This window comes from Nocardioides sp. Iso805N, from assembly GCF_000364605.1.
Taxonomy (GTDB): domain Bacteria; phylum Actinomycetota; class Actinomycetes; order Propionibacteriales; family Nocardioidaceae; genus Nocardioides.
In genome coordinates this window covers 285,409-297,717 of record NZ_KB822579.1, presented here as the reverse complement: position 1 = coordinate 297,717, position 12,309 = coordinate 285,409, and the positions used below count along the sequence as shown (strand labels likewise).

At 69.6% G+C, this 12,309-nt stretch carries 10 protein-coding genes; 9 read left to right on the top strand and 1 reads right to left on the bottom strand.

The features are described from left to right. Nucleotides 1-83: 83 nt before the first annotated feature. Both def and H036_RS0113395 read left to right on the top strand, forming a co-directional pair. Nucleotides 84-686: a peptide deformylase gene (gene def / locus H036_RS0113400; RefSeq protein ID WP_017935307.1), complete on the top strand. Its 603-nt coding sequence runs from the start codon at nt 84-86 to the stop codon at nt 684-686. Nucleotides 687-699: 13 nt separating this feature from the next. Then, nucleotides 700-1,503, top strand: a complete 804-nt coding sequence (locus tag H036_RS0113395; RefSeq protein WP_017935306.1) for a TrmH family RNA methyltransferase — start codon at nt 700-702, stop codon at nt 1,501-1,503. A gap of 180 nt (nt 1,504-1,683) precedes the next feature. Here H036_RS0113395 and cobA read toward each other — a convergent pair whose 3' ends face one another. Further along, nucleotides 1,684-2,961, bottom strand: a complete 1,278-nt coding sequence (cobA, locus tag H036_RS0113390; protein WP_017935305.1) for a uroporphyrinogen-III C-methyltransferase — start codon at nt 2,959-2,961, stop codon at nt 1,684-1,686. A gap of 153 nt (nt 2,962-3,114) precedes the next feature. On the opposite strand from cobA, the gene H036_RS0113385 reads away from it, so the two are divergent. The 7 genes from H036_RS0113385 (at nt 3,115) to H036_RS0113355 (ending at nt 12,267) form a co-directional block, all read left to right on the top strand. Next, complete coding sequence (locus H036_RS0113385; RefSeq protein WP_017935304.1) at nt 3,115-3,642, top strand: YbhB/YbcL family Raf kinase inhibitor-like protein; 528 nt, start codon at nt 3,115-3,117, stop codon at nt 3,640-3,642. Nucleotides 3,643-3,722: 80 nt separating this feature from the next. Continuing rightward, nucleotides 3,723-4,748 carry a glycosyltransferase family 2 protein gene (locus H036_RS0113380; RefSeq protein ID WP_017935303.1) on the top strand — a complete coding sequence of 342 codons (1,026 nt, stop codon included), beginning with the start codon at nt 3,723-3,725 and terminating at the stop codon, nt 4,746-4,748. Between the two features lies 1 nt (nt 4,749). Next, on the top strand, nt 4,750-5,754 hold the full coding sequence (locus tag H036_RS0113375; RefSeq protein WP_017935302.1) for a glycosyltransferase family 2 protein: 1,005 nt from the start codon (nt 4,750-4,752) through the stop codon (nt 5,752-5,754). Further along, nucleotides 5,751-6,254 (top strand): GtrA family protein, encoded by a 504-nt coding sequence (locus tag H036_RS0113370; protein ID WP_017935301.1) that lies wholly within the window; start codon nt 5,751-5,753, stop codon nt 6,252-6,254. The genes H036_RS0113375 and H036_RS0113370 overlap by 4 nt, the downstream gene beginning before the upstream one ends. 161 nt (nt 6,255-6,415) lie before the next feature. Further along, nucleotides 6,416-8,572, top strand: a complete 2,157-nt coding sequence (locus H036_RS0113365; RefSeq protein ID WP_017935300.1) for a hypothetical protein — start codon at nt 6,416-6,418, stop codon at nt 8,570-8,572. Next, the gene (locus H036_RS22825) at nt 8,553-10,268 is read left to right on the top strand and encodes a hypothetical protein (protein ID WP_017935299.1); all 1,716 of its coding nucleotides are present in this window, start codon (nt 8,553-8,555) and stop codon (nt 10,266-10,268) included. The genes H036_RS0113365 and H036_RS22825 overlap by 20 nt, the downstream gene beginning before the upstream one ends. Nucleotide 10,269: 1 nt before the next feature. Further along, a complete protein-coding gene (locus tag H036_RS0113355) occupies nt 10,270-12,267 on the top strand; it encodes a glycosyltransferase (protein ID WP_017935298.1) in 1,998 nt (665 codons plus the stop codon). The last annotated feature ends 42 nt before the right edge of the window (nt 12,268-12,309 follow it).

The window sequence follows — 12,309 nt, the reverse complement described above, 5'->3', positions numbered from 1 at the left end:
GGCACTGTAACTCGCAGTTACACCTTGGTCCATGACCTCACCCGTGGGTCGGCTCACACCGGTGCGACGGTTAGGCTTCCCCCGTGAACGACTCCACCGCAGCCGCTGACGAGCGGGTGAACGCTCCGCACGGTCCGCTCCCCGACGGTGGGACTGTCCGCCCGATGACCCGCTGGGGCACGCCGGTCATGCACCGAGCCCAGCAGCAGGTCACGGTCTTCGACGACGCCCTGCGTGCCGTCGCCGCCGACATGGTCGCCACGATGTATGCCGCCGACGGCGTCGGCCTGGCCGGCTGCCAGGTCGGCGAGGACCTGGCGATCTTCGTCTTCGACTGCCCCGATGCCTCCGGCGAGCGCACCGTGGGCGTCGTGTGCAACCCCGTCCTGACGCTGCCCGAGGGCCGCGACCGCGTCCTCGACGAGGACCAGGAGGGCTGCCTGTCCTTCCCCGGCGCCTTCGTCGACTGCGCTCGGCCCGACTTCGCGGCCGTGGACGGCGTCGGGCTCGACGGCGAGCCGGTGCACTTCGAGGGTGACGGTCTGCTCGCGCGCTGCCTGCAGCACGAGACCGACCACACCGCCGGCACCGTCTTCGGCGACCGGATCGCGACCAAGGCGCGCAAGAGGCTGCAGAAGCAGCACGACAAGGCAGCCAAGGACTTCCCGCCCGGCTGGCCCGCCTGATCGGCTCGGCCGCATGGCACAGCTGATCGACATCACCTCCGCCGACGACCCCCGGCTAGCCGACTACCGCGACCTGCGCGATGTCGAGCTGCGCAAGTCGATCGAGGCCGACCAGGGCCTCTTCCTGGCCGAGGGCGAGAAGGTCGTACGCCGGGCGGCTGCTGCCGGCTTCGACGCGCGCTCCTTCCTGATGGCGCCGCGGTGGCTCGACGGACTGGCCGAGGTGCTCGACTCCTCCGAGGCGCCCTGCTACGTGGTCTCGGAGAAGCTGGCCGAAGAGGTCACCGGCTTCCACGTCCACCGGGGCGCGCTCGCCTCGATGCAGCGACGCCCGCTGCCGTCGGTGGATTCGGTGCTGGCCGGTGCACGCTCGGTGCTCGTGCTCGAGGACATCGTCGACCACACCAACGTGGGGGCGATCTTCCGTTGCGGCGCAGCGCTCGGCTTCGACGCCGTCCTGCTTGCGCCGCGGTGCGCCGACCCGCTCTACCGGCGCTCGATCAAGGTCGCCATGGGCACCGTCTTCTCGGTGCCGTGGACGCGACTGGACCACTGGTACGACGCCCTGCCGATGCTCGAGCGAGCCGGTTTCACCACCGTCGCCCTGACCTTGGCCGAGGACTCGGTCGCGATCGAGGATGCGGTGGCCGGGGTCGACAAGGTGGCGCTGGTGCTCGGCTCGGAGGGCCACGGCCTGACCGAGCGGTGGGAGCACACCGCAGCGCGGCGCGCCATCATCCCGATGCATGCGGGCGTCGACTCGCTCAACGTCGCCGCCGCCACGGCTGTGGCCTGCTACGTCACAGCTCGCCGCTGACGAGTGCCGTGCGGACCGTCGGGTCGGGGCGTCGGGTCCGGACACGGGGCTGCGAAGGGACGCTGCCGCAGCCGGAGCGCGTCGTGAGGGACGAGCGAGGTGCGGAGCGAGGCTTGTCCCGAGGGGCCCCGGGGCCGAACCCGACGCCCCCGCCCTACCCAGCCCGCACAGTCAGCAGCGTTAGAACGCGTCGGGATGCGCCACCCGGACGACCTCGCCGACCACGATGATCGCCGGCGGGCGCACCGCCTCCCGGTCCAGCACATCGGCGAGCGTCCCGAGCGTGGCCAGCACGGTGCGCTCCGTCGGCATCGAGCCGTCGCAGATCACTGCCACCGGCACGCCGGGGTCCCGCCCGGCGACGAGCAGCGCACTGGCGATGGCGGGGGCGTTCTCCACCGCCATCATCAGCACGAGTGTCCCGCGCAACTGCGCGACGGCGGTCCAGTTGGTCAGCGACTCGGGATGCCCCGGCGGCAGGTGCCCGGAGATGACGGTGAACTCGTGGGTGACACCACGGTGGGTCACCGGCACGCCGGCCAGCCCCGGGACCGAGACCGGCGAGGTGAGCCCGGGGATCACCGTCACCGGAACCCCCGCCTCGCGGCAGGCGATGATCTCCTCGTAGCCGCGGCCGAAGACGAAGTTGTCGCCGCCCTTGAACCGGGCCACCCGCTTGCCGGCGAGCGCCTGCTCGACGATCACCCGGTTGATCTCCTCCTGGGCCGCCGAGCGGCCACGCGGGAGCTTGGCCACGTCGATGAGCTCCACGTCGGCCGGCAGCTCGGCGAGCAGCTCGCGCGGGGCGAGCCGGTCGGCAACGACGACATCGGCCTCCATCAGCGCCTTGCGACCCGCGACCGTGATCAGCTCCGGGTCACCGGGGCCGCCGCCCACCAGCGTGACGCCCGGCGTGTGGGTGGCAGAGGTACGGGCGGCGATACGCCCCTCGCGCATCCCTTCGACCACCGCGTCGCGCAGCGCCGCCGACCGGCGCGGTTCTCGGTTGCTCAGCACCGCGACGGTGACGCCGTCGTGCCGGCCTACGGCCGGTGTCCACGCGGTGCCGTGGCTGGCATCGTCCGAGCGGACGCAGAAGATCCGGCGCTCCTCGGCCGCCCGGGTGACGGCCTCGTTCACCACGGCCGAGTCCGTGGCCGCGATGGCGTACCAGGCGCCGTCGAGATCGGGCTCCTCGAACGGTCGCCGGAGCCAGGTGATCTCCTCGCCGAGCCCCTCGATCGCCGGCGTCACCTCCGGGGAGACGACCACAACCTCGGCGCCAGCGGCGATCAGCGTCGGGACCCGCCGCTGGGCGACGTGTCCGCCGCCCACGACGACGACGCGCCGTCCGCGTAGCAGCAGCCCGACCGGGTACGGCGTGAGCAGGTCGGCGTCAGCCGAACCTGCCGGATGGGCCGGATATGAGGGAGCCGGCGCCGGGGTGTTCTCATCCACGGGTACATTCTCGCGTGCCGCGACGTACCCGGCCTGACGCGGGCCCGTAGAACGGACTACGTTCGTGATCGACACGGCGAGCCGGTAGGAGCCGTCCCGATCCAGACCGGCGCACACACGCACAGATCAGCATCCAGACCAGCAGGAGGACGCATGTCGCTCGACCGCCCGGTGACCCCGGACCCCTACCCGTTGCTGCCGGCAGCCCCGAGCTTCAACCTCACCAGCAGCGACGTCGCCGCCGGTGAGCCGCTCAAGGACGACCAGGTGGCCGAGTTCGGCAACACCTCGCCGCAGTTGACGTGGAGCGACGCGCCCGAGGGCACCAAGAGCTACACCGTGACCTGCTTCGACCCCGACGCGCCTACGCCGAGCGGCTTCTGGCACTGGGTCCTGGTCGACGTTCCGGCCGACGTGACCAGCCTGCCGACCGGCATCGGTGCCGCCGATGCCGACCTGCCCGGCGATGCGTTCATGTGCCGCAACGACATGGGCGAGAAGGCCTTCGTCGGTGCGGCCCCGCCCGCCGGGGACCAGGTGCACCGCTACTTCTTCGTGGTGCACGCGGTGACCGAGGAGACGCTCGGGGTCGACAGCGACGCCACCCCTGCGGTCGTCAGCTTCAACCTCGCGTTCAAGACCGCGGGCCGCGCCATCCTGCACGGCACCTACCGGCACTGACCCACGGCCGGTACCGACACGGTCGAGCAGGCCTGTCGCTCACCGTCCGGTTGCGCCTCGCCGATAGAGTCACCGACACCATGACCGATCGCCCCCGTCGCGTCGCCTACGTGCTGCCTGTCTTCAACGAGGCGGACATCATCGCCGTGTTCCACGACGCGCTGGTGGCTGCCACCGGGACCCGACCCGACCTCGCCTACGAGTTCGTCTACGTCGACGACGGCTCGCAGGACGGCTCGCTGGATCGGCTGCTCGCACTCCGGGAGAAGGACGAGCGGGTCACGGTGCTCAGCCTGGCCCGCAACTTCGGCCATCAGCTCGCCGTCACCGCCGGCATCGACGCCGCCCACGCGGCCGAGGCCGACGCGGTGATCGTGATGGATACCGACCTGCAGGACCCACCCGCGGTGAGCATGGAACTCCTCCAACGCTGGGAGGCCGGCGCCGACGTCGTCTATGCGCAGCGCCGCTCACGACAGGACACTCCCTTCAAGCGCGGTACGGCGACGGCCTTCTACTGGGTGCTCGACCGCATCGCCGATACCCCGATCCCTCGCAACGTCGGCGACTTCCGGCTGATGGACCGCCGGGTGGTCAACGAGGTCGCGAAGTATCGCGAGCACAACCGCTTCATGCGTGGCATCGTCGCCCAGGTCGGCTTCCGCCAGGAGGCGCTGCTCTTCGACCGCGACGAGCGACTTGCCGGCGAGTCCAAGTACCCCCTCAGCAAGATGCTGCGACTCGCCGCGGACGGCATCATGGGCTTCTCGACCCAGCCGCTGCGACTCATCTCCCATCTCGGCCTGCTGATCTCGGGCCTCTCGCTGGTGGGCATCTTCTACGTCCTCGGCGTACGGCTGCTGGACCCGGACGACTCCGTCCCCGGGTGGGCCTTCCTCGCTGTGGCGATGTTCTTCCTCGGCGGCGTCCAGCTGATCGTGCTGGGGGTGATCGGCAGCTACGTCGGCCGCACCTACGTCGAGGTGCTCGACCGCCCCCTCTACTCGGTGGCGCTCGCGGCACGCGGATCCGGTGAAGCCCCGCGGCATGACCTCGACCCGACACACCCGTTGTCATCACGCGGGCATCTCGAGGAGGACACCTAGCATGACCGAGCTCGGCGCGCGTCCGACCGTGTGCATCATGATCCCTGCCTACAACGAGGAAGAGTCGTTGCCGGTCCTGATGCCGCGGTTGACCTCATTGGCCGATTCGCTGACCGAGTACGACTTCACGTTCTTCTTCGTCGACGACGGCAGCAGCGACAACACCCTCGAGGAGATCGCGAGCTTCGCCGACAACGAGCCTCGGGCCGCCTACCTGAGCCTGTCGCGCAACTTCGGCAAGGAGATCGCGATGGCGGCCGGCATCGACCATGTCGACGCGGACGCGATGGTGATCATCGATGCGGACCTCCAGGACCCGCCCGAGCTGATCGGCCAGATGCTCGAGGCCTGGCACGAGGGGTACGACGACGTCTACGCCCGGCGCGCCGCTCGACGCGGAGAGACCTGGTTCAAGAAGAGCACGTCCCGGATCTTCTACCGGATGCTCCAGCGCACCACCCGGGTGCCGATCCAGCGCGACACCGGCGACTTCCGGCTGCTCTCCCGCCGGGCGCTGGAGGCGATGCGTCGCTTCCGCGAGTCCGAGCGCTACACCAAGGGCATGTTCAGCCTGGTGGGGTTCCGCAAGAAGGAGATCCTCTTCGACCGTGACCCGCGGACGGCCGGCACCACCAAGTGGCGGGTCAGCAACCTGCTGGACCTCGCGATCGAGGGCATCACCTCCTTCACCACGGCTCCGCTGCGGATCTCGACGTACTGCGGGATCGTCGTCTCGATGCTCGCCTTCATCTACCTGCTGATCATCTTGGTGCGCACCGTCTTCGGCGTCTCCCACCTCAGCGGCTATCCGTCGCTGATGGCGGTGATCCTCTTTCTCGGCGGCGTCCAGCTGCTCTCCCTCGGCGTGGTCGGCGAGTACGTCGGGCGCACGTTCCTGGAGTCCAAGCAGCGCCCGCTCTACTTCGTCTCGCTGTTCCACGCCGGCGGCGAAGCGGCGAACATCGGCGTCCGCAGCCGGCCCCAGGAGCGGCGGCAGGCGCGATGACGCTGCCGCCGCTGCCACCGCGGCTGCCATCCTCGGGCTACCCGACCGCGTCGGAGGGCGCCACCGCCGTCCTCGTACGCCGGATCGGCCGCTTCGTCGGGATCGGCGTCCTCAACACCCTGCTCGACCTCGCGCTGTTCGCCGTGCTGGAGCCGCACCTGGGCCTGGTCCCCGCCACGATCGTCTCGACCGGTGTGGCGATGGTGTTCAGCTTCGTCGCGAATGCGCTGTTCGCCTTCGGCGCCACCAGCCTGACCTGGCGCGCCGCGCTGACCTTCTTCGTGCCGACGGCGATCAACATGTGGGTGATCCAGCCAGTGGTGATCGTGGCGCTCAACCACGTCGCGCACCAGGTCTACGACCACGACTACCTCGACGCGCTGGCCGCCAAGCTCGGCGCCACGGTGGTGAGCCTGACGATCAACTTCCTGGTCTACGACCGCTACGTCTGGCCGCGGACCTCTCCCGACCCGGCTCCCCGCGACGTCGCGTCGCACTAGAGTCGAGCCACGATGAGCGACTCGAGGCCGAAGAGGCACAGCACCGGCCGTCACGCCAGCATCCGCGGTGCCGCCGACAGCGATGCTCGGCCACGTGCAGCTCAGCAGGCCCCACCGACCACTCCCATCCGCCCGCCCGCTACCTGAGTGGAGCTTCCTGAATGCGTCGCACCCTGGCCCCCCGCCCCGGAATCGCGCTCGCACTGAGCCTCTCCCTGGCCGCCACCCTCGGTGTCCTCCTCACGCCCGGCCTCGCCGCCGCGGCACCGCCTCCAACCGCGGTGGTGCTCACTCCCGGCACCACCTACTCGACGAGCACCGACACCCAGGCTCAGTCGATCACCATCCCGATCCCCGAGGGCCTCACGCCGCACCAGGTCACCGGCACGCTGGTCTTCGACAACGACGCGAGCGGCAGCGTGCAGATCCTCGCCCACCACGAGGTGGTGGCGACGGTGAAGAAGGACGCCTCGGTGACATCTGCGCCGGTCACCATCCCGGTGAGCGAGCGTGATGTCAGCGACGGTGCCATCGCCATCCAGATCCGCTACCTCGCCGGGTCGCTGACCGATCCGAAGCTCTCCTGCGTGCAGTCCAACAACGGCAACGTGCAGCTGACCGACGTGAAGGTCAACGCCAGCGGTACGGCGCAGGCGCCCACCACGCTGGCCTCGTTCTTCGGAGCCGGCATCACGGCCGTCTCCATCGTGGTGCCCTCGGCGGACTCGGCCGCCCTCCAGGCCGCGGGGCTCTCGACCGAGGCGGCGATGGTGCACCGCTACAACAGTGCCGACGTCACCGTGACCACGCCGGACGACGCCAGCCGCGCGGCCGCCGTGACGCCCGCCGAGGGCCGGATCGTGAAGCTGGTGAGCGGCAGCGGCCAGGTGCGGACCAGCATCGAGGAGACCGGCGGCGTACCGACCCTGACGCTGACCGGCGATCCGGACCGGCTGGCCGACGCAGGGGCGGCGCTGGGATCCGACAGCCTGGTCCTGGGCGACACCGCCACCGCCACCCAGCTCGCTCAGAGCGGCGTCCCGAGCGGGCGGACGTCCGAGACCCTCTCCGACCTCGGCCAGCCCGCTCCTGCGCTGCAGGGGCTCGGCGAGTCCGACTTCGCCGTCACCGTCAAGCAGTCCGACTTCGGCGCCTCGGTGCGGGAGATGAAGGTGCACCTGGTCGGCCGGTATGCCGAGCTGCCCAGCTCGCTGCAGGCGGTGCTCAGCTACAGCTGGAACGGACAGCTGATCGGTTCGCAGGTGCTGACCAACGACAGCACCGCGATCGACAAGACATTCACCGTGCCGGCCACTCAGCTGGCCTTCTCCAACAACCTCCAGGTCCAGCTCAACGCCGTTCCCAGCGGCGGCACCGGAGGCTCGGCCTTCGGCTGTGGCGGACCGCTGGACTACCTGCCGATCAAGGTGACGTTCGACGGCAAGGCCTCCACCGTCAGCGCGGAGCGCGGGCAGAGCACCGACCCGGGGTTCGCCCGATTCCCGCAGACGCTCGGCAACGTCCTCACCACCGCCTTCGGCGCGCAGGCCACACCGGACGACCTGACCAACGCCGGCGGCGTACTGCAGGCGCTGCAGCAGCTCAACTCCGACCAGCTCAGCATCAACCTGGTCAGCGCCTCCCAGCTGATCGACACCTCGGCCTCGGGCCTGCTCGTCGGCGCGACCAGCAAGCAGGTCGATGACCTGCAGGCACCGCTGCGGATGGACGAGTTCCGCTCGATCGACCAGCAGGACGTCCACTTCGGCGTCGGCGTGACCGATCCGTTCGCGGCGTTCCAGGCCTTCCACCAGAACGGCCGCGACCTGCTGATGCTCTCCTCGTGGAGCCCCAGCGAGGCCGATCAGGCCTCCGGTCGCCAGCTTCAGTCGGCCCTGGTCGACGACCTGGTCACCGCCAAGGGCAACTGGTACGGCCTCTCCGGAGACCTGATCGTGCGGCAGAGCACCGACGGTGAGAACGTCTCGCTGGACAGCAACTCGGTCGTCCCGCAGGCCGCCAAGGTCCACCACCTGGCCACCTATGTGTGGTGGATCATCGCCTTCGTCGGTCTCCTCCTGCTGCTGTTGCTCGCGCAGTGGATCTCCGGACGCCGGCTGCGCAAGCGCGCCCGGCTGCTGGTCGATGCCCAGCAGGAGGCGGACGCGCAGGCCGAGGTGCAGGCGGCCGCCGAGGCACAGGCCGAGGCGGACCGGGCTGTGCCGGGCCACACCACCGACCCCGGCCACGTCAGCGACCCGCGGCACCCGCACCGTGCACCCGAGCAGGACAAGCCCGGTGACGGCAGCGACGACTGACCGCGGGCTGATCAGCGCCCCGGCCGAGACCCCTCGAGGGATGCTCGGCCGGGCGCTGAAGATCTGGGCGAGCCTGGACACCCCCGTGCTGGGGCGGCGGGTGCCCGGGACGGGATTCGTCATCGTGGTCTCAGCGCTGCTGATGACCGGCGTCTCGATCTACACCGTGCAGCACGGCGCGGCGATGTGGTATTCCGACGCCCTCTCGCACCTGACGATCGCGCGACGCATCTTCGACAACAAGGCGCCCGGCTTCCAACAGCTCGGCACCGTGTGGCTGCCGGTGCCGCACCTGATGCTGGTGCCGTTCGTCGCCGACCTGACGATGTGGCGGACGGGATGGTCCGCGGCCCTGCTGGGCATCTTCTGCCTGGCCGGGACCAGCGCTGCGATGTACCGCACCGCGGCGCGCCTCGGCCTGCGGCGTACGGGGCGTCTGCTGACGCTGCTGGTGCTGTGGACCAACGTCTCGTTCCTCTACGCGCACACCACCGCACTGACCGAGCCGGTGCTCTTCTTGACCATGTCGGGCTGCGTGGCCGGAATGACTCACTGGGCCACGGCACGGCGGCCCCTCAGCGGCGGCGAGCTCGCCGTGTACGCCGGCGTACCCGGGGCCGGTGCGGTGCTCTCCCGCTACGAGGGCTGGGTGCTGGTGATGAGCATGTCGCTCTTCATCGTGATCGTGGAGTGGCGACGCAGCCGGAGCCAGTACCCCAGCACCTATCGGCTGCTGCGCTTCATCGTGCTGCGCCGGTTGCTGCCGGCCGTGCTGCCTCCGATCATCGCGATCGGGTGGTGGCTGGCCTACAACTACGCGATCTACCGCGACCCGCTGGAGTTCATGTTCGGGCAGTACTCCGCCTACGCCCAGCAGAAGTCGATCAGCACCTACGGCACGCTCACCACCAAGGGCAACCTCGGCGTCAGCCTGTTCGTCTACAACTGGTCGATGGTGCAGACGCTCGGCGTGGTCGCCATCGTCATCGGCACCCTCGGGTTCCTGCTGGTGGTCGCCACCCGAGGCCTGGACACCGCCACCCTGGTCCTGGGCGTGCTCTTCGCCACCTACGTCTTCGAGGTGGCCGCGCTCTACCTGGGGATGTCGGTCATGAACAACTCGCATTCCCTGCCCAAGGGCCTGTTCAACGTCAGGTACGGCATCCAACCGATCCTGTTCTGCGCCCTGGGGACCGGCTTCGCGGTCGAGCTGCTGCGGCGCTGGACCCGCCGCTTCCTGCCTGCGATCATCATCCCGTACGTCGCGGTCTTCGCCCTCGCCGCGCAGGCAGGGTGGTGGCTGGAGGACCCGGTGGCCCACAACTCCCTCATCGGCGAAGGTGCCTACAACAACGCGACCCGGCCCGACGCAGCCGCCGAGTACCTTCGCCAGCACTACCGCGGCGGAGGCATCCTGATGGACGAGTCGGGCGCCAGCAACGGCATCATCCCGCTCGTCGGGGTGCGGATCAGCGAGTACTGGAACCGTTCCACCGGCGACCTCTTCGCCACCGCACTGGCCTCCCCCGCGAGCCACGCGCGCTGGCTGTTCGTGAACACCTCCAGCACCGGGGGCATGAACCTCGACGGGATGGATGCGGTCTACGCCGACATGATCGAGCACCCGGAGCTGTTCACCGCCTACACCCGCGTCTTCGTCGACGGCGATCACGCGGTCTACGAGAGGGCGTGGTGACGTGACCGCCGACCTGACCAGACCTGGCGCTCCCCTGGACCTCGAGCACCAGGCGGAGCTCGACGTCGCGCTCGTGCTGGTGCGCGACGGCATCATCACCCGGCAGCAGCTCGACGAGGCGCTGTCGGCGCAGCGGCGACTCGGCGGCGCGCTGAGTCGCCACCTCATGATCGACGCCTGGGTGCCGCGCCGCACCATCTATCGCCACCTCGCCGAGGAGTGGCAGGCGCCGTACCTCGACATGCTGGCGGAGCCGCCCGACGCGACCGCGGTGACGATGGTGCACCGCCACCACGACGGCGTGCGCTGGTTCGCCCACCACCACTGGCTGCCGTGGCGGATGCTGACCCACGACGGCGAGGAAGCGCTGGTCTTCGCCACCTCGGTGGCCCCCAACGAACGGCTGCTGGCCGAGGTGCGGGAGACGACCGGGCACCAGCACGTGCTCGCCCGGACGACGACCGACTTCGACATCTTCCGGACCTGTCAGGACATCGGCCGCGCCCAGCTGCTGTACCGGATCACCGACTACATGGCCGACAACATGCCGGACGCCTCTGCGCGCGGCAGCGTGGTGACCTGGCAGAAGGTCGTGCCGATCGTGCTGCTGGTGACCCTGGTGGTCGGCCTGGTCTTCGCGCCGCACTGGGCGATCCTGGCGGCGTACTGCGTCGCGAACCTGCTCTTCGTCAACAATGTCGCGTTCAAGGTGCTCTACGGGCTGCGCTCGCCGCTGCGGCGCCGCCAGGTGGCGCGGCTCGACACCGCCATCGGACAGGAGCGGGCGACCCGGGGCTACGAGCCCGAGTGGCCCGGGCGGATGCGCGACGAGGACCTGCCGATGTACACCGTGCTGGTGCCCGTCTACGACGAGGTCGAGGTGGTGCAGAAGGTCATCGACAACATGGAGCGGATGGACTATCCCAAGTCGAAGCTCGACGTGATGATCCTGCTGGAGGAGAAGGACCAGAAGACGATCGAGGCGGCCAAGTCCTCCAGGCCACCGGAGTACGTCCGCATCGTCGTGGTGCCGGAGGGGCATCCGCAGACCAAGCCGCGGGCCTGCAACTACGGTCTGGAGTTCGCGCTCGGAGAGTATGTCGTCATCTTCGACGCGGAGGACCGGCCCAACCCCGACCAGCTCCGCAAGGCGGTGGCGGCCTTCCGGCTCAACCGCCTGCTACGCGAGCACGTCGACCCCTACGAGCCGAAGCTGGTCTGCGTGCAGGGCGCGCTGGCGTACTTCAACTACGACTACAACCTGCTCACCCGACTGTTCTCGATCGAGTACTCGCACTGGTTCGACATGATGCTGCCGGGCATGGACCAGGCCGGGCTGCCACTGCCGCTGGGCGGCACCAGCAACCACTTCGAGACCGAGGTGCTGCGCAACCTGGGCGCCTGGGACCCCTACAACGTCACCGAGGACGCCGACCTGGGGCTGCGGATCGCCAGCCAGGGCTACAAGATCGGCATCATCGACTCGGCCACCGAGGAGGAGGCGACCTCGGAGTCGTTCGCCTGGATCCGGCAGCGCACCCGGTGGATCAAGGGCTACATGATCACGGCGGCGGTCAACACCCGGCACCCGGTCCGCTGGTGGCGGTTGAACGGGGTCGGCGGCGCGGTCAGCATGGGCGGACTGGTGCTCGGCACCCCGCTGGCCTTCCTCGCCTACCCGCTCGCGCTGCTGTTCACCGTCGTCACCTACATCGGCATCCGCACCGGGCTCGACTTCCCGCAATGGATCCTCAGCGCCGGCATCCTGATGATGGTCTTCGGCAACGGCGCGATGATCGTCTTCGCCGGCATCGCCGCGTGGCGGCGCTACGGCTGGCGGATCGCGCTCTACGCGGTGTTCAACCCGATCTACTGGCTGATGCACTCGGTCGCGGCCTGGCGCGCGGCGTACCAGCTGATCTTCGACCCGTTCACCTGGGAGAAGACGCCGCACGGGCTGACCGGCGACTATGACTCGACCACCGGCGAGGGTCACTAGACGCGTTGAGTCGGGCCTCCGTACGCGTTGAGTCGGGCCTCC

Coding starts and splice junctions, on each gene's coding strand:
- H036_RS0113395 (WP_017935306.1), top strand. CDS start 700: ATGGCACAGCTGATCGACATCACCTCCGCCGACGACCCCCGGCTAGCC.
- H036_RS0113385 (WP_017935304.1), top strand. CDS start 3,115: ATGTCGCTCGACCGCCCGGTGACCCCGGACCCCTACCCGTTGCTGCCG.
- H036_RS0113380 (WP_017935303.1), top strand. CDS start 3,723: ATGACCGATCGCCCCCGTCGCGTCGCCTACGTGCTGCCTGTCTTCAAC.
- H036_RS0113375 (WP_017935302.1), top strand. CDS start 4,750: ATGACCGAGCTCGGCGCGCGTCCGACCGTGTGCATCATGATCCCTGCC.
- H036_RS0113370 (WP_017935301.1), top strand. CDS start 5,751: ATGACGCTGCCGCCGCTGCCACCGCGGCTGCCATCCTCGGGCTACCCG.
- H036_RS0113365 (WP_017935300.1), top strand. CDS start 6,416: ATGCGTCGCACCCTGGCCCCCCGCCCCGGAATCGCGCTCGCACTGAGC.